At 29.7% G+C, this 17,833-nt stretch carries 16 protein-coding genes; all 16 read right to left on the bottom strand.

Going from position 1 to position 17,833, the window contains the following annotated elements; translation table 11 throughout:
• Window positions 1-215 precede the first annotated feature (215 nt).
• Window positions 216-614 (bottom strand): transcription antitermination factor NusB, encoded by a 399-nt coding sequence (gene nusB / locus E0E45_RS00670; RefSeq protein WP_130889364.1) that lies wholly within the window; start codon window positions 612-614, stop codon window positions 216-218.
• A gap of 12 nt (window positions 615-626) precedes the next feature.
• Window positions 627-851, bottom strand: coding sequence for a DUF2273 domain-containing protein (locus E0E45_RS00665; RefSeq protein ID WP_130889363.1), 225 nt, complete (start codon window positions 849-851; stop codon window positions 627-629).
• Between the two features lie 12 nt (window positions 852-863).
• Complete coding sequence (gene amaP, locus E0E45_RS00660; protein WP_130889362.1) at window positions 864-1,382, bottom strand: alkaline shock response membrane anchor protein AmaP; 519 nt, start codon at window positions 1,380-1,382, stop codon at window positions 864-866.
• Window positions 1,383-1,435: 53 nt separating this feature from the next.
• On the bottom strand, window positions 1,436-1,816 hold the full coding sequence (locus E0E45_RS00655; RefSeq protein ID WP_005949322.1) for an Asp23/Gls24 family envelope stress response protein: 381 nt from the start codon (window positions 1,814-1,816) through the stop codon (window positions 1,436-1,438).
• Between the two features lie 62 nt (window positions 1,817-1,878).
• Window positions 1,879-3,231, bottom strand: a complete 1,353-nt coding sequence (gene accC, locus E0E45_RS00650) for an acetyl-CoA carboxylase biotin carboxylase subunit (RefSeq protein WP_130889361.1) — start codon at window positions 3,229-3,231, stop codon at window positions 1,879-1,881.
• Between the two features lie 39 nt (window positions 3,232-3,270).
• Entirely contained in the window at window positions 3,271-3,684 is a 414-nt protein-coding gene (locus E0E45_RS00645; RefSeq protein WP_130889360.1) for an acetyl-CoA carboxylase biotin carboxyl carrier protein, read from the bottom strand.
• A gap of 66 nt (window positions 3,685-3,750) precedes the next feature.
• A complete protein-coding gene (locus tag E0E45_RS00640) occupies window positions 3,751-7,176 on the bottom strand; it encodes a DNA polymerase III subunit alpha (protein ID WP_130889359.1) in 3,426 nt (1,141 codons plus the stop codon).
• Between the two features lie 168 nt (window positions 7,177-7,344).
• Complete coding sequence (locus tag E0E45_RS00635; protein WP_130889358.1) at window positions 7,345-8,433, bottom strand: M24 family metallopeptidase; 1,089 nt, start codon at window positions 8,431-8,433, stop codon at window positions 7,345-7,347.
• Window positions 8,434-8,507: 74 nt separating this feature from the next.
• Window positions 8,508-9,938, bottom strand: a complete 1,431-nt coding sequence (locus tag E0E45_RS00630; protein ID WP_197730044.1) for a YfcC family protein — start codon at window positions 9,936-9,938, stop codon at window positions 8,508-8,510.
• Between the two features lie 31 nt (window positions 9,939-9,969).
• Window positions 9,970-11,079, bottom strand: a complete 1,110-nt coding sequence (locus E0E45_RS00625; protein ID WP_130889357.1) for a 4-hydroxybutyrate dehydrogenase — start codon at window positions 11,077-11,079, stop codon at window positions 9,970-9,972.
• Between the two features lie 20 nt (window positions 11,080-11,099).
• Window positions 11,100-11,606 (bottom strand): L-2-amino-thiazoline-4-carboxylic acid hydrolase, encoded by a 507-nt coding sequence (locus tag E0E45_RS00620; protein ID WP_130889356.1) that lies wholly within the window; start codon window positions 11,604-11,606, stop codon window positions 11,100-11,102.
• A gap of 21 nt (window positions 11,607-11,627) precedes the next feature.
• Window positions 11,628-13,016 carry a dipeptidase PepV gene (gene pepV, locus E0E45_RS00615; RefSeq protein ID WP_130889355.1) on the bottom strand — a complete coding sequence of 463 codons (1,389 nt, stop codon included), beginning with the start codon at window positions 13,014-13,016 and terminating at the stop codon, window positions 11,628-11,630.
• A gap of 8 nt (window positions 13,017-13,024) precedes the next feature.
• On the bottom strand, window positions 13,025-14,317 hold the full coding sequence (locus E0E45_RS00610) for an acetyl-CoA hydrolase/transferase family protein (RefSeq protein ID WP_130889354.1): 1,293 nt from the start codon (window positions 14,315-14,317) through the stop codon (window positions 13,025-13,027).
• Window positions 14,301-14,600, bottom strand: a complete 300-nt coding sequence (locus E0E45_RS00605; protein WP_130889353.1) for a NifU family protein — start codon at window positions 14,598-14,600, stop codon at window positions 14,301-14,303. Before E0E45_RS00605 ends, E0E45_RS00610 begins: the two co-directional genes overlap by 17 nt.
• A 21-nt stretch (window positions 14,601-14,621) precedes the next feature.
• The gene (locus E0E45_RS00600) at window positions 14,622-16,070 is read right to left on the bottom strand and encodes a 4-hydroxyphenylacetate 3-hydroxylase family protein (RefSeq protein WP_130889352.1); all 1,449 of its coding nucleotides are present in this window, start codon (window positions 16,068-16,070) and stop codon (window positions 14,622-14,624) included.
• A 170-nt stretch (window positions 16,071-16,240) separates the two neighbouring features.
• Window positions 16,241-17,665, bottom strand: coding sequence for a sigma-54 interaction domain-containing protein (locus tag E0E45_RS00595; protein ID WP_130889351.1), 1,425 nt, complete (start codon window positions 17,663-17,665; stop codon window positions 16,241-16,243).
• Window positions 17,666-17,833 lie beyond the last annotated feature (168 nt).

Here is a 17,833-nt window from a genome sequence, read left to right as displayed (position 1 = left end):
TTTAGTCATCAATATTTTTCATACTTTCCTCCTATTTTTTATACATTCTATAGAATGTATTATATTTTAAATTTACTATTTTTTATACTAAATGTCAATAGTTTTTTATTTAATTCTTTATCTTTAAATCTTTTAGATTAATATATTGGTTATGGTTTTATAATGCATAAAAAAAACAGCCGCAAAAACGGCTGTTTTGATTTCATTTTTAGTATTTAGTTATTAACTACCTTAGCAAGGACTCCATTTATGAATTCAGATGTTTTTTCATCTCCATACATTTTTGCAAGTTCCACTGCTTCATTTATAACTATCTCGTGAGGTGTATCTTCACATAAGATCTCGTAAACAGAAATTTTTAAAAGAGCTTTTTCTACATTTCCTATTCTTTCAAAACTCCATCCTGTTATTTTTTCTTCTATTGTTTTTAGGATCTTATCATTGTTTTCAGCTATTCCATTCATATATTTTTTAATAAAAGTTATCTCATTTTCATTTTGAAGAATTTCTTCTCTTTTTAAATAACTTTCTAATATATCTTTAGTATTTTCTTCATTTATTTCCCCTTCAAATACTAACTTAAATAACTCTTCCCTCGCTAATCTTCTACTCATTAAATTTCCTTTCTAATCCTCTTTTATTTTCTCTAATATAAATTTTTTAATTCTTTTTATAAATGTCATATCTCCCATTTTATATCCTATAATACTTAGAACTATTATAAAAACTGTTTTAGGCAGACCATACTCCACAAGGAGAATTCCTAAAACAAATCCTATAAAGCACCCTAAATATTTTTTCCAATTATTTACAAGGGATACTAATAACTTTTCAAGCATTTCAGCTAACATATATGATCACCTCTATTCTTCTGAAGTATCTTGAGATTTTATTGACAGTTTAGAAATTTGTACTTCAACAGTATCAACTTCTAATCCCATCTTATCAGCCAATCTTTTTTTCAATCCATCTTGAATAGAAGCAGTCTTTTCTGCAATATTTCCATCTGTAAGCATATCAAGTTTTATTTTCACAAAGAATTTTCTTCCTCTTTTTCCTGTAAAAACTTTAATACCTTCTACATCTTTATCTCTAGATAACATTTCTTTTACAAAATTTGTAACAGAAGCTGCTGATATAGTTACTTTTCCATTTTCTGTTTTTATTTCATAATCACCAGTTTTTTCAAACATAGAGAAAAGTTTTAAGATACAAAGCAAGAAATATGCTACACATATAACAACAATAGCAACATTAGTTTTTGTTGAGTCTAATGGATTAAATTTTACAATAAAATCCGGCATTACAATACATACTATTCCAGTGATCGATAATATAAATATTCCTACCCATCCTAGAAAAAAAAGAAATTTATTAGTCATAATAATACCACCTTTAATAAAAGTTTAGAGGCGCTTTGAGACGCCTCTTTATATTATAATCCTTCTTCTGTATCTTCCTCTTCTTCAGAAGTTCCTTCTGTTCTGATTTTTACATCTTGAACATATACATTTACTTCAACAACTTTTAGTCCACTTAATTCAGATACTGCTTTCAATACAGCTTTTTGAACTTCATGAGCTACTTCTGAAATTGGATATCCAAATTCTACGATTACAAATACTTCGATGCTGCACTCTTTTTCTCCTACTTCTACTTTAACTCCATTAGTTGGTCTTTTTTTACCTAACATCTTACTAACTTCATCTACTACTCCACCAGCAAGTTTATAAATACCTTCTACATCCCCTGCAGCTTTTGCAGCTATTGTTTTCACTACATCATCAGCTATTCTTATATTTCCTAATTCATTCATTGAAAACACCTCCATGCATTATGTAATTCTATTATATCTAATTTTGTTAAAAAAAACTATACTTAATTATTTTTTTTAGAAAAATTCTCTTCTATGAAATTAGTTGAAGTTTTTCCTTCAAGATATAATTCATTGTTAAATACTTCTAAATGAAATGGAATAGTAGTATCTATTCCTTCAATTATATACTCGCTTAGAGCTCTTTTCATTTTTGCAATAGCTTCCTCTCTGTTTATTCCAAAAGCTATTAATTTTCCAATCATTGAATCATAGTATGGACTGATTTCATATCCTTGATATGAATGCGAGTCAACTCTTATTCCATTTCCTCCAGGAACTATATATTTTGTAAGTACTCCTGGTGATGGAAGAAAATCATTTTCAGGATCTTCAGCATTGATTCTACACTCAATAGCATGCCCATATAATATAACATCATCCTGAGCTATGTTTAATTTTTCTCCAGCTGCTACTTTTATTTGAAGTTTTATAATATCTACACCTGTTACCATCTCAGTTACAGTATGCTCTACCTGTACTCTTGTATTCATTTCCATAAAGAAGAAATCATTATTTTTATCAACAAGGAATTCTAAAGTTCCTGCTGAGTCATAATTTATAGCTTTAGCAAGAGTTACAGCTGCCTCTCCCATAGCTTTTCTGATATTGTAAGGTAACGAAAATGATGGAGCTTCTTCTATAAGCTTTTGATGTCTTCTTTGAATAGAACAGTCTCTTTCACCTAAGTAGATAACATTTCCATGTTTATCTCCCATTATCTGAATTTCTATATGTCTAGGATCTTCTACAAATTTTTCTATATATACATCTGGATTTCCAAATGCAGATTCTGCTTCATTTTGAGCAGCTACTATATTTGCAGCTAATTCCTCATCATTTCTGGCAATTCTCATACCTTTCCCTCCACCACCAGCAGTGGCTTTGATCATTACAGGGTATGTTATTCTTTCATTTACTTCTTTTTTAGCTTCTGCAATACTCTTGATTATTCCAGTTCCATTAGTTATAGGAACACCATTTTCTATGGCAGTTGCTCTAGCTGTTGCCTTATCTCCCATTTTTATTATACATTCAGGTCTAGGTCCTATGAAAGCAATATTATGCATTTCACATATCTTTCCAAATCTTGCATTTTCAGAAAGGAATCCATAACCTGGATGGATAGCATCTGCTCCTGTAATCTCTGCTGCTGCTATTATATTTGGTATCTTCAGATATGATTCTGAACTTGATATTCCTCCTATACATACAGCCTCATCTGCAAGAGTCACATGAAGACTTTCTTTATCAGCTTCTGAATATACAGCAACTGTTTTTATTCCCAGTTCTTTTGCTGCTCTTATGATCCTGACTGCTATCTCTCCTCTATTAGCGATAAGTATTTTCTTAAACATATTTTCTTTCCTCCTGGTAATCCAAATCATTTCAGATTATTAAATTTTGATCTTTAATAGTGGTCTTCCATAATCTACTGGATTACCATTCTCGATATATATTTCTTCTATAGTTCCAGAATAACTTGAAGTAATAGTAGTATCTACTCCAACTGTTGAAACATATCCAATTTCCTGTCCAGTTTTTATTTTCTGCCCCACTTCTATTACAGGTTCTCCATTCTTTTTCATATAGAAATATCTTCCTATATGATCAGACAGTACCTCTTTAAATTTTACTGCTTCTTTATTTTCTATAACTTTAGCTTCTTTTACTGTTTCTTTCTTTACTGCTGCAGTAAGGGGTCCTTTAATTGTAACTTTAAAATTAGAATCCTCATATGATATTTCTGTAAGTTTCTGCTCATGCAGAACTTTCATCAATTCTTCAACTGCCTTTATATCTCCCCTCATAAAAACCTCCTCATTTTTTTATATTTTACCACTACAAGACTTTTATTTCAACAAAAATTACATATGTTATTTTATAGTGAGCTTATCAATTCCGATCAAATCTATGATTTCATCTATAAACAGTCTTGATGGGGCTATTTTATATTTTGTAGCTCTTATTTCTTTAGCTGTTTTTGTTTTTATTGCAAAGCTCAGTTTTGTATCTCCAGGATAAGAGAGAATTATTTTCTTCAATCTGCTGAATTTGTCTTTATCTTCCTCTTTTAGGAGAATATATGCTGTAAGTCTTTTATCTCTCACTATATCATCTAAAAATTTTATATTTCTGACAATCAGCTTTTTAGTTTCTGCTCCCTTAAAATAATCTGTTTGGATCGTTCCCTCTATATATACAGTTTTTCCTTCCATAAATATATGGGCATTTTCTGCATAATCTTTTGGAAAAACCACACAATTTATTTTATCATAATAATCCTCTAATTCAAATAAACACATAATTTGCCCAGTTTTTTTGGTAACTATTTTTTTTATCTCTCTAAGTATACCACATGTTCTGAAAATCTGCACACTTTTTTCCTCTTTAAGTTCTTTCAATTCTGATATTTTAGAAAGCCTATACACTTCTATGAGCCTTCTGTAATTATCTAAAGGATGGGCGCTGAAATAGAATCCAAGATATTCTTTCTCCCTTGCCAGAAGTTCCTCTAAAGAATATTCTGGTACCTGTGGAAGAGTAAAAACTCCAAGGGATGATTTAGCTTCTCCAAAAAGATTCATCTGCTGTATTTCATCCTCTTTTATTTTTCTTGTTGCATAGTCTAATATTTTATCTACTGATTCAAATTTCTGTCTTCTGTTCCCTGGAAGACTATCTAATGCTCCTGCCAATATAAGCGATTCCAAGGCCTTCTTATTCAAGCCATGTTTTCTTGTACGAACTACAAAGTCTTCAAAATTTTTATAATCTCCATTTTCATTGCATTCTTCCAGTATTTTTGCTGATACCCCTTCTCCTACATTCTTGATAGCAGCAAGGGAAAATATTATTCCTTCCTTATCTACACGGAATTTTGAACTTGCTCTATTTACATCTGGCAGATGCAGTTTCAGATTATGAGCTTTAGCATCTTCCATATAAAAAGCTATGTCTTCTACATGGCTCATTTCTGAAGTCATAAGAGAGGCATAGTAATGTTTCATATAATAAGCTTTAAAGTATGCCGTCCAATAAGCTATAAGAGCATATGCTGCTGAGTGTGACTTATTAAATCCATATCCAGCAAACTTATCTATCAAATCAAACATCTCTATTGATTTTTCTTTTGTATATCCATTTTCCATAGATCTTTCTACAAATTTCTCTCTGTTCTCCTCCATAATCTGGATATTCTTTTTACCCATGGCTCTTCTTAACAGATCTGCTTCTCCTAGAGAGTAATTTGCCATTATATTAGCTATTTTCATTACCTGTTCTTGATAGAGTATTACTCCATAAGTTTCTTTCAATGTAGCTTCAAGAGATGAATGAGGATATTTTATCTCTGATATTCCATTTTTTCCATTTATAAAATCATCTACCATTCCTGAACCTAAAGGTCCCGGTCTGTACAAAGCTAAAAGTGCTATTATATCTTCAAATCTATCTGGTTTTAATTTCAGCAGTATTTTTCTTATTCCTTGAGATTCCATCTGGAAAACTCCAGAGGTATCCCCTCTCGAAAGCATTTCATATACTTTTTTAGAATTAAGAGGAATATCTGATAATTCTATATCTTCCCCTAAATCTTCTTTTATATAATCTATTGTCCTTTGAAGGTTAGTAAGATTTCTAAGTCCTAAAAAATCCATTTTAAGCAGCCCTAAATCTTCTAATTCTTTCATTTGATACTGTGTAGATACTACCTTATTTTTGTTGTCACTATATAAAGGAACTGTATCTGTCAGTGAATCCTTTGTTATAACTATTCCAGCAGCATGAACAGAAGCATGTCTCACTTTATTTTCCAGCCTTGCTGATATATCAATTACTTTTTGTATGTCTGGGTCATTGAGATACATATTTTTAAATTCTTCTACATTATTTAAAGTCTGCTGTATAGTTGCATTAAATGGAACCAGTTTAGCAACACTGTCTATTTTAGATAAAGGAGTATCCATAACTCTTCCTACATCTCTTATTGCAGCTCTTGCCTTCATTGTTCCAAAAGTTATAATCTGTGCTACTTTATCCTCTCCATATTTTCTGATAACATATTCTATTACTTCCTGTCTTCTTTCCTGACATATATCTATATCTATATCTGGCATAGATATTCTTTCAGGATTCAAAAATCTTTCAAAGATAAGATTATAATTCAATGGATCAAGTTCTGTTATTCCAAGAGCATATGCTACAAGACTTCCTGCAGCTGATCCTCTTCCAGGACCTATTGGTATTCTGTTTCTTTTTGCATAGTCTATAAAATCCCATACAACTACGAAATATGCAGCATATCCCATTTTTTCAATAACTGAAAGTTCATATTCCACTCTTTCTAATACTGACATTGTCAATCCATGAGGATATCTTTTTGAAAGACCAAAGTATACAAGTTTTCTTAAAAATTCTTCTATAGTTTTTACACATGATGGTATTTCATAATCTGGAAATTTAAACTTTCCAAACTCTATGTCTACATTACATCTTTCAGCTATCTCAACAGTATTATTCACTGCTTCCTGATATTTTGCTCCCAGTCCATCTATTATCTGCTCTCTGCTTTTAAGAAAAAGTTCATCTGTTTCTATCCTCATCCTTTTTTCATCAGATACCTTTGTTCCAGTTTGAACACATATAAGGATATCCTGAAGTGTATGTTCTCCCTCATTTACATAGTGGGTATCATTTGTTGCTACCATTTTTAACTGATGTTTTTGAGCCAGATCATAAAGCTTTTCATTGAGAGCTGTCTGTCCTTTTACTCCATTTGCCTGTACTTCTATATAAAAATTATCTTTTCCAAAAATATCTATATATTCATTTACTATCTCATCTACTTTTTCTTCGCTTTCATTATCCAGCATTCTTCTTGGAATCTCTCCCTGCATACAGGCTGAAAGTGCTATTATTCCTTCACTGTGAGTCTTTAAAAACTCTTTATCAATTCTTGGCTTATAATAGAATCCCTTTATATAACTTTCAGAGCTTATTTTAAGAAGATTTTGATATCCTTTATTATTTTCAGCAAGAAGTACCAGATGAAATATTCTTCCATCTTTCTCTAGCATAGAAAATTCTGATACATAGGCTTCCAAACCAATTACAGGTTTTATCCCTTTTTTCATTGCTTTTTTGTAAAGCTCCAGTACTCCAAAAAGATTTCCATGATCTGTTATGGCTATCGCCTGCATTCCAAGTGCTTTTGCTCTATCCAGATAATCATCTATTTTTCCTACTCCATCAAGGAGGCTGTACTCAGTATGAAGATGAAGATGCACAAAGTTTTTTATCATAAAAATATCTCCTCCTTTTTTAGAGTTTATTTTTCCTTAATGATATATTATACCACAAATTTTACTAATTTTTTCTTAAATTATATCTAAAACTATATTTTCTGCTGTATATAAAAAAATCTGAATATTGAATATAATTCAGATTTTCAATTTTCATATTTTTTATCTCTAGAGTATAACTATATTTTTAGTAGAATTATTTAAAACTTCCACTCCTTTTTCTGTTATAGCTATCGCATCCTCTATTCTTATCCCAAATTTACCCTTTATATAAATCCCTGGTTCTATTGTAAATACCATTCCTTTTTCTAATTCTCTATTATTTTTGGAGCTTATTTCAGGCTCTTCATGTACTGAAAGCCCAAGTCCATGTCCTAACCTTGTAGTAAAATATTTTCCATACCCTTTACTTGTAATATACTCCCTTGAACAATTATCTATTTCTTTTATCTTGACATTTTCTTTTGCTTTTTCTATTCCTTTTAAGTTTGCTTTTAAAACTATTTCATATATTTCTTTTTCTTCTTGAGTTATTCCACCAATAAAAATAGTTCTAGTCATATCTGAATGATATCCTTTATAAATACAACCAAAATCCATTAAAACAATATCCTTTGTTAGTAAAACTCCATTTGTTTCACTATAATGTGGAAAAGCTGTATTCTTTCCAAAACATACCAAAGGATTTCTACTTACCCCTCCTTTTTCTGTTATTATTTCTTTAAGTTTATTTTTTACTGCTAATTCTGTCAATCCAGGTTTTATATATTTTAATATTTCTTTAAAGGATTCATCTGTTATTTGAGAAGATATTTTTAATTTTTCTAATTCTTCCCCTGTTTTTATTATCCTAAGATCATTTAGAAATTTCTCTTCACTTACAAATTTTATATTTATTTTTTCAGATATTTCTATTATATGTTTTGCTAATGTTGTAGAATTTACTAAAATTTTTTTTCCTAAAAGCCCATTCTCTTCAAATATTTCTTTAGTTACAAGACTATAATCTTCTCCATCATTCCATGAATATATCCTTATTTTTTTTGAAATTTTTTCTCTAATTTCATCTTTATTTAAAAGATTACAAATATAAAATATTTCACCATCATTCTTTATTATTAACCCTTGAAATCTTGATATAGAAAGGGGAGAATAACCTAATAAAAGTTTTAAGTCTTCTGAAGGTGCTACAAATATGGCATCTATATCTTTTTTTAATAATTTTTCTTTTATTTTTTCCAAGTATTTTTTATTCATAAGTTATCTCCTTTTATAAAAAACAAGCTCAGTTATATTAAAAATTACTGAGCTTGCTTCTAATTTTATTAAATTTAGAAAGGTCCTAAATTTATCATTGAAGCAATAGCTATCAGACCTGCTCCAATTAATAAGTTTGTAAAAAATATTCTTGATATAAATCTTATAAATTGAGGGTATTCAACATTTCCTATTGCTAAGGCTCCCATTAAAGATGCTGACATTGGAAGTATAATATTTGTGAGTCCATCTCCATAAGTAAATGCCATCACTACTGTCTGCTGAGTTACTCCAAGTACATCTCCTAATGGTGACATTATAGGAATAGTAGCTGCTGCCTGTCCACTTCCTGATATTATAAAACAGTTGATAATAAGTTGGCATATATACATAAATACTGCTCCAATAGTTTTAGGAAATACTACTAAAACTGATGAAAGACCATAAACTATTGAATCTATTATATGAGCATCTGCAAGAATAACTGATATTCCTCTTGCAAATCCAACTACTAAAGCTCCTACTAAAACTGTTTTAGCACCAACTACAAATTCTTTAGCTATATCATTAGCGTTCATTCCACTTACTAATCCTGCTACCATTCCCATTATCATAAATATAGATGGATAAGTAGTTTTTACTTCATAACCATTAATAGCTGAATAGATAAGTCCTGCTATTCCACAAACAACCACTGCAATAATCATTAAATTTTTCTTTGTTAATTCAGGCATTTCTTCACTTTCTATTGAACTATTTGTAAGTTCTACATTGTAGCAATAACTATTTTTCATATCGCTTCTTACTCTTCTAGCATACCACATAGTCCAGAAACATACACTTCCAAAGAAAAGTGCAAATCCAATAACTCTAAACCACAATCCTGAGAATAAAGGAAGACCTATCATTCTTTGAGCTGTTCCTACAGTTAAAGCGTTAAATAATCCACTGGCAAAACCTGATGTTCCAGAAACTGTTACAATTGCTATTCCTGTTAAAGCATCAAATCCCAATGAACGTGCTATTGTTATCCCTAAAGGAACAAAAGCAAGTAGACACTCAGAGTTTCCAGTAAATGCTGGAACGCATGCAAAAGTAAACATGATAAAAGGCAATACTCTAAAAGTATTTTGTTCATTAATTCCACCTAATACTTTTCCTAATAAAGCTTTTATTGCTCCTGTTTTTTCAACTACTGTAAATGATCCTCCAATTATAATAACTAAAAATACATTCCATCCTGCTTCTATCAATCCCTTTGGTATAGATTCTACTATTCCAAATAATTTTGTAGGATTTTTTTCCACTAAGTGATAAGTTGCTGGATCTACTATCATTCTTCCTGTTGCTGGATCTTTTACTCTTTCATAAACTCCAGCTGGAATTATATATGTTAATACTGCTGCTATTATTATTAAGATAAATATAACAACAAATGTATGTGGAAATTCTTTTTCTTTTTTAACTTTTTTCATTTTATCTGCTTTTGCTGCTGCTTGGCACATGGTTCCTCCCTAAATATTTTAATACTCCAGATTATATATTTTCATAAACTGCCACTATTTCATCTTCTGTAAGTTCAACATAATTATTAGCTAATAATCTCTGCTGTTTTTCAAGTACTTCCTTTGCAAATTCTCTGTATGATTCTTTTTCTACCCCATATTCTTCTAATTTTTTCTTTGGGTATATCTTCTCTAGCAATGTTTCCAATGCATTAAGCGAATCTTCCTTTCCCGCCCCTAATTTTTCTCCAAGAAATACTTCTAATTTTTCTATTTTTCCATTTGGCTGCTTTTCTTTATACTTTTTAAATACAGATATAAATACTAATTGATTTGATTCTCCATGTGGAATATGATATCTTCCTCCTAATGGATAAGAAAGTGCATGAACTGCTGCACATCCTGCATTTCCAAATGCTATTCCTGCAAAGTTGCTTCCTTGTAAAAATTCAATAAGTTTATTTTTTCTAGATTCCTCTCCATTTTCAGCTATATATTTAAATCCATTTATCAAAAGTTCTATAGCCTTTTCTGAAAACATTTCTGAATAAACTGTAGCTTTAGGTGAAAGATATGATTCAGTTGCATGAACAAGTGCATCTATTGAACTAGTACAAAAGAATTTATATGGAAGTGTTTCCAAAAATTCAGGAATTAAAACTGCATAATCAGGATATAATTCTGGTGCGGCAAGTCCCATTTTTATATTTTCTTTTTCTAAAAAAGCTATTGAGATATTAGTGACTTCACTTCCTGTTCCACAAGTTGTAGGTATTACCACTAACTCTTTTTCCTTTACTATATCAATTTTCTTCATAAAAAGATCCGCTGATATTCCACTATTTTTTAGAATAATAATTTTTGAAATATCTATTACAGTCCCTCCACCAATAGCGATTACTCTTTCAATATCCTTATCTGCTGTATCTTTCAATATAGCATCTATCATAGTATCTGTAGGTTCTCCATTTCCATATTTTTCTTGAAAAATTACACTACATTCCAGATTATATTTTTTCAAATAAGGATTATATATAAATTCATTAGTTAGAATAAGATCTTTCTTTCCCAGAGAAAATTTTTTATTAAATTCTTCAAAATTTTTAAATTCAACTATTTTAGAATTTAAAGAAAACTCCATTTGCTCCCCCTTATATATTTTTATTTTTTATTTTTGATATAGTTTAATTCACAAACACAATTTCCTTGAGCTATTGTTTTTCCCAATTCAAATGTAAATTCATCTTGAAATGGTGAGGCCATTCCTCTATCCCCATCCATTGCTATATCACAAAGTACTTCTATATCTTCATCTGAAAATCCTTGTTTTACCCATCCTGATACCAATGGACAATGGTGGAAATATAATCTCAATGCTTCTTCTGTGTCTTCTACTATTTCCATTTCAAAGAATCTTGTATTATTTTCATTTAACCATGCTTTTTTAAACTCTTGAATAGAATGATCTTTCATTACAGATTCAAATCCTTTTCCTCTTACACATCCACATTTAAATATAGCTTTTCTTGCTATATCTTCAATATCTTTACCTTGTTTTTTAGCTTCTTCATACATAAGTCCTAACCATGCTGCTCTTTGTTCTATTGCTCCCCTTACTAATTGAACATCCTTTTCTTGATTTTTTCCTTCATTTTTAATTTTAGACATTTTTTTCCTCCCAGTTTTATTTTAATTTGCTAATTTATATATTGTTTCAACATAGATCTTTAAAAGCATCTTAAAGTTTTCTAAATCCATAAATTCATCTACTTGATGAGCCACACTCTTTTGATTTTTAAATCTTGCTCCAAATGCAACACAATTATTTAGTGCTCTTGCATAAGTTCCTCCACTTAATGAAATAGGCTGAACTCCCCTTTCTCCTGTTACATCTTCATATATTGAAAGTAAAGTAGATACTAAGTAACTATCTTTTTCTTTATAGAGAGGCATTTGATTTTTTATTATTTCCATCTCAAAAGCATATTCTTTTTTCACTTTATTTATTTGAGCTAAAATAGTTTTTAATTTCATTTTTACAGGATATCTCACATCAAAAGATATTCTAAGTTCATTGTCTATAATATGTATTTTCCCGATATTTATACTTAAATCTCCTGATTCTTCATCTACAAATTTAAGTCCTAATTCCTTCCCCTCTATATCCATTTTTAAATATTTATCAAAAAAATCTATTACATTTTTCATTTCATTTTGAGCTGTATAAAATTGCTTTAAAAAACAAAATAAATTTTGGATGCTATTATATCCCATTTCAGCCATAGCTCCATGTGCTGCTTTTCCTTGAGAAAATATTTCTATCTTCCCTTCTGCTATTTCCTTATAATAAATTTTATATTCTTTATTTTCATTATATTTTTCTATTGAACTTTTTAATTTAGATTCATTAATATTTTTAAGTACTATATTAGCTGTATCTGGTACTGAATTTGTTGCTACTCCTCCATCCAAATAAATATCCCTGAATTCGTCTGATCTTTTTATAAAATCAAATTGAAAAATTCCTTTTTCTGAAAATATAACAGGAAATATTGCATCTGGTGTAAAGGCTATCTCAGGCTGTGGTTTGTTGAGAAAATCAAAATAATATTTTATACATTCCCAATCATTTTCTTCATCACATCCTATCAAAAGTTTCACTTTTTTCTTTAATTTTATATTGAGATCTTTCAAACACTTCATTGCATATAGACAAGCTATTACTGGCCCTTTGTTATCACTAGCACCTCGACCATATACTTTTCCATCTACTATTTTTCCTGCGAATGGGGGATGAGTCCAATTATTTCCTTCTGGAACTACATCTATGTGTCCTAATATTCCAAGAGTTTCTTCTCCCTCTCCAAATTCTATTTCTCCTATATAATTATCATAGTTAGTTGTTTTCATTCCCATTTTCTTCCCAAGATCTAAAAAATATTCTAGGGCCACTTTTACATCGTTTCCAAATGGCGCTCCATCTTTTTCTGATTTTTTTACACTTTTTTTCTTAATTCCTTCTACTAATGAATTTACTGCTTCTTCATTGTAAAATAAAACTTCTTTTTGTAAATTCACATCTCCTCCTAATTTTCTAGTTTAAATTTCTTTTTATATTTTTCATAAAGTTCTTCTCTAAAGTCAGGATGAGCTATATTTATAAGTTCTTTTCCTCTCTCTCTAAGAGTTTTTCCTTTAAGTTTTGCTATTCCATATTCTGTTATAACATAATCTACATCATTTCTTGTTGTAGTTATAGCTGCTCCCTCATCTAAAATTGGTACTATTCTTGATATTTTTCCTTTTCTAGCAGTTGAAGGTATAACTATTATTGATCTTCCATTTTTACTGAAAGATGTTCCTCTTATAAAGTCTACTTGCCCTCCAGTTCCACTAAATTGATCATAACCTATTGACTCTGCATTTACTTGCCCCATTAAATCTATTTGAATAGCTGAGTTTATTGATACCATATTATCATTTTTCCCAATTTCTATTGGATGATTTACAAAATCTACTGGATAAAAAACTACATTTGGATTATTATCTACATAATCATAAAGTTTTCTGCTCCCCATTATGAAAGTAACCAATGTTTTTCCCACAAATGTTTGTTTTTTTTTGTTAGTTATGACCCCTTTTTTTATTAACTCCAATATTCCATCTGATATCATTTCAGAATGTATTCCTAAGTCTTTTTTTAATTCAAGAAAAGTTAATACTGCATCTGGAATTGCTCCTATTCCTAATTGAAGAGTATCTCCATCATTGATAAGGCTTGAACAATACTCTCCTATTTTCTTTTCCACTTCTCCTATTTTAGGAAGAGGTATTTCTAATATTTCTTCATCTCTTTTTACTATAAAATCAATTTCATCTAAATGAAGAAAACTATCTCCTAAAGTTCGAGGCATCTTTTTATTGATTTGGGCAATTAATATTTTTGCTCTTTTTGCAGCTTTTAATGTATAATCCACTGATACTCCCAAACTTACAAACCCATGTTCATCAGGAGAGGATACTTGTATTAACGCTACATCTACTGGAAGAACTTCATCAAAAAGCTTTGGTATTTCATAAAAGAAACTAGGTGTATAATCTGCTATTCCTTTACTTATAAATTTTCTTGTTGAATTACCTGCAAATAGAGCATTATGATGAAAATTTTCTATTTTTTCTGCGTATCTGCTTTCTGTAAGAGATACCATATGTACCACTTCTACATTTTTATAATTTTCAGCTTTATCTGCTAATACATTTAAGAGATATTGCGGTTCTCCTGCTGCATGCCCTACTACAACTCTATTTCCATCTTTTATATTTTTCAATGCTTCTTCTGCTGTTACAATTTTATTACTATATCTATTTTCCCAATTCATTTTTATTCTCCCTCAAATACTTCTTGGCTATTTCCAGCAATTCATTAGATACCCCTGTTTCAACAACTATATCTATATCTGAGAAGTAAGAATATATTTTTTTCTTTATTAAGTTTTCTATTGTGTCCAAAGCACTTGAACATGTACAACATTTTCCACTGAGCCTTAATGAAAGTTTATTTATTTTTTCATCAAATTCCAGAATTTCTACTCCTCCATTATGAGTTTCTAAGTATGGAGTTATTTCTGTATCTATAATCATTTGAATTTTCTCTTTTTTCATCCTTCCCCCAATAGTTTTAAACTATTTTATATCAAGTATATCCTTAGCAAGCTGCTTTTTATTTTCAAGATTTGATTGTCTGCTTATCATAATTCTTTGTGCCTGAGGTGATCCAGCTCCATGCATAGATTCTGTTCTATATCCTACTGCTGCTGTTCCTAGAGTTATATTTTCTATAAGTCTTAAAACTTTCATTCTATCAAGAGTTGGAACTTCATTTTTTCCTCTTAAATATTTATCTAGATATTTTCCTAAAACTTCATCTTTGAAATCCTCTTCAGAAGGCATTGTTACTAAAAGTCCTCCTGCTATATCTTCTGCAAGTCTTGCTATTTCATATGGAAATCTTGTTACATTCTGTTTGCATACATTTGCTAAAAGCATATCTATTTCATATGATCCTGATGCTGTAGAATGCCCCTCACAAGAACAAGCTATTCCTGCACAATATAGAGTTTCATTTAAGTGAAGCATTTCTATTATTTTATCTTTGATATGTGTTGCTTTAGGAATTCCATTATAATCTGCTGCTAATGCAGTAGCTCCTATCAACACATCTCCTACTCCTACTTTACATCCTCCATAACTTTGTCTATGAAAACCAGCAAATCTTTCTACCAACAATCCTGAAAATTCATATTCTTCGCACATAAATATTCTGTCATTTGGAACAAAAACGTCATCAAATATTACTAAAGCTTCATGACCACCAAATTTTGGATTTCCTCTATCTAATGTTCCTGCTTCTAATTTTCTTGTGTCACAAGATTGTCTTCCATAAATCATTTTTATTCCTTGTGTATCTACTGGAATTGAAAAAGCTACTGCATAATCTTTATCTTCTTTTCTCATTGTACATGTTGGCATAACTAAAACTTCATGGGAATTTACTATTCCTGTTTGATGTGCTTTAGCTCCTCTTACTACAATTCCATCTTCTCTCTTTTCTATAATACGAAGATATAAATCTGGATCGCTTTGTTGAGATGGTGAAAGATTTCTATCCCCTTTAGGATCAGTCATTGCTCCATCTACTACCAAATCTTCTTTTTGAACATACTCTAAAAATTTTAAAAATCTTTCATGATAATCAGTTCCTAATTCTTTATCCATATCGAATGTAGTACTATATACAGCATTCATTGCATCCATTCCAACGCATCTTTGAAAGCAGGCTCCTGTTTTTTGCCCCATCAATCTTTGCATCTTTACTTTTTTTATAAGATCATCTGTACTGTGATGAATATGACAGAATCTATTTATCATCTCACCTGTAAGAGTAGATTTTGCTGTCATAAGTTCACTATACTCTTCTTTTTGAGCTAATTCATAAGTCATTGCTACTGAATTTAATGATGGTCTGATAATTGGATCATCTACAGGATTTTCCACTTTTTTTCCAAACATATATACTTCCATATTTAATTTTCTTAAACTTTCAATATACTCTTCAACACTTTTTAATGCCATTATTTTCTTCCTCCATTTTTATTTTATGACATATTAATAAGCAAAGTTTATGCCAATGTATATTTTTTTCATTTCCCCACTATTCTGCACTTTTTCTTTTCACAACTTATTTTTTCTTGCATAAATACAATTTTAAAAAACAAAAGATGCATATTTGCAATTTCTTGCATTTATGCATCTTTTATCTTTCTAGATATTGTTGCTTCATCTACTTTTAATATTTTAGCAACTATTTTTTGTTTTTTCTCTTTTTTCAACATTTTTTTTATCAAATCTCTCTGAATTTTTTCTGTTACTTCTTTTAAGGAATATCCCCCTTCAATTACCAGTCTTTCTATATTTTCAATATATACATCTTCCTTTTCGTTCTCTTGGTTTATATATGATTTTTTATCCTCTCTTTCATTCCATATAATAAATTTAATTTCATTTTCATTTGATAAAATTAAACTCTGTTCAACTACATTTTTTAATTCTCTTATATTTCCAGGCCATGAATAAGATTTCAACTCCTCTAAAGCTGAATATGAGAAATATTTATTCATATTATATTTTTCATTAAATATTCCTAAAAAATATAATACCATTTGTAAAACATCTTCTTTTCTTTCCCTTAATGGTGGAATAATTATTGGAAAAGCTGATATTCGATAATATAAATCTTCTCTGAATTTTCCTTCTTTTACCATTTGTTTTAAATCCTTATTACTTGCTGTTATTAATCGAAAATCTACTTTTATATTTTTATCTGACCCTACCCTTCTTATTTCTCCCTCTTCTAAAACTTTTAAAAGTTTTACCTGCATTTCTAAATCAAATTCAGCTATTTCATCCAAGAATATAGTTGAACCATTAGCCAATTCAAAAACACCTACTTTTCCTTTATTTGAAGCTCCAGTATAAGCACCTTGTACATATCCAAAAAGCTCTGTTTCTATAAGATTTTTGGGAACTGCTCCACAATTTAAAGAGATAAATTCTCTATCTTTTCTTTGGCTGTTCATATGTATATATTTAGCAAAATATGTTTTTCCTACTCCTGTTTCCCCACCAAGCATTAATGGTACATCTATCTTTGCCAATTTCAAAATTTTTTCAACAAGGCGAAGCATTATATCACTTCTTACATCATCATTATTTATAATTCCATACATCTGGTTTTTCATAGTCTTTAATGCTTCTTCATACTCTTTATTTAATGTTTCTACTTTTTTTAATCTTTTTTGTAAACTAGAAAGATCACTGATATCTCTTACATTAGTCACTATATAAATTATCTCTTCTCCATGAAATACAGGAGTACTTGTTATTAGTATCTCCTTGTTGCTCTTTACAACTTTTTGTCTTAATGAAACCTTATCTTTTGTTTGCAGTACAAGTAAGGAACCTGATGAATCATATAATTTATTTTTAACTAAATCTTTCATGTTCTTTCCAACAAGTTCTTCTCTATTTATTCCTGTCATTTTTTCATATGCTTCATTTAAATATAAAGTATTTGCTTCCCCATCTGTTATATAAATTCCATCATATGAAGACTCCAAGATTTTAATAAAATCCTGGTCTACATTGAAAAATTTATTCTTTTTTATCATTTCTCCCCCTAGATATTTTAAATACTTCAATGTAGGTTATTTTAGTAATTTTATTTAAAATTTTGTCTTATAGATATTTATAGTGTAATTCTACTACATTTAAAATTCTCTTGTCAATCTTAAATATATATCTGATAAACTTATTTTCATAATATATTTATTATAATA

This window comes from Fusobacterium ulcerans ATCC 49185, from assembly GCF_900683735.1.
Lineage (GTDB): Bacteria > Fusobacteriota > Fusobacteriia > Fusobacteriales > Fusobacteriaceae > Fusobacterium_A > Fusobacterium_A ulcerans_A.
This window is presented reverse-complemented; position numbering and strand designations above follow the sequence as displayed.

What these genes read in the sequence shown, in the direction of transcription:
- nusB (WP_130889364.1), bottom strand. Translation starts at nt 614, where the DNA reads ATGAGTAGAAGATTAGCGAGGGAAGAGTTATTTAAGTTAGTATTTGAA.
- E0E45_RS00665 (WP_130889363.1), bottom strand. Translation starts at nt 851, where the DNA reads ATGTTAGCTGAAATGCTTGAAAAGTTATTAGTATCCCTTGTAAATAAT.
- amaP (WP_130889362.1), bottom strand. Translation starts at nt 1,382, where the DNA reads ATGACTAATAAATTTCTTTTTTTTCTAGGATGGGTAGGAATATTTATA.
- E0E45_RS00655 (WP_005949322.1), bottom strand. Translation starts at nt 1,816, where the DNA reads ATGAATGAATTAGGAAATATAAGAATAGCTGATGATGTAGTGAAAACA.
- accC (WP_130889361.1), bottom strand. Translation starts at nt 3,231, where the DNA reads ATGTTTAAGAAAATACTTATCGCTAATAGAGGAGAGATAGCAGTCAGG.
- E0E45_RS00645 (WP_130889360.1), bottom strand. Translation starts at nt 3,684, where the DNA reads ATGAGGGGAGATATAAAGGCAGTTGAAGAATTGATGAAAGTTCTGCAT.
- E0E45_RS00640 (WP_130889359.1), bottom strand. Translation starts at nt 7,176, where the DNA reads ATGATAAAAAACTTTGTGCATCTTCATCTTCATACTGAGTACAGCCTC.
- E0E45_RS00635 (WP_130889358.1), bottom strand. Translation starts at nt 8,433, where the DNA reads ATGAATAAAAAATACTTGGAAAAAATAAAAGAAAAATTATTAAAAAAA.
- E0E45_RS00630 (WP_197730044.1), bottom strand. Translation starts at nt 9,938, where the DNA reads ATGTGCCAAGCAGCAGCAAAAGCAGATAAAATGAAAAAAGTTAAAAAA.
- E0E45_RS00625 (WP_130889357.1), bottom strand. Translation starts at nt 11,079, where the DNA reads ATGGAGTTTTCTTTAAATTCTAAAATAGTTGAATTTAAAAATTTTGAA.
- E0E45_RS00620 (WP_130889356.1), bottom strand. Translation starts at nt 11,606, where the DNA reads ATGTCTAAAATTAAAAATGAAGGAAAAAATCAAGAAAAGGATGTTCAA.
- E0E45_RS00610 (WP_130889354.1), bottom strand. Translation starts at nt 14,317, where the DNA reads ATGAATTGGGAAAATAGATATAGTAATAAAATTGTAACAGCAGAAGAA.
- E0E45_RS00605 (WP_130889353.1), bottom strand. Translation starts at nt 14,600, where the DNA reads ATGAAAAAAGAGAAAATTCAAATGATTATAGATACAGAAATAACTCCA.
- E0E45_RS00600 (WP_130889352.1), bottom strand. Translation starts at nt 16,070, where the DNA reads ATGGCATTAAAAAGTGTTGAAGAGTATATTGAAAGTTTAAGAAAATTA.
- E0E45_RS00595 (WP_130889351.1), bottom strand. Translation starts at nt 17,665, where the DNA reads ATGATAAAAAAGAATAAATTTTTCAATGTAGACCAGGATTTTATTAAA.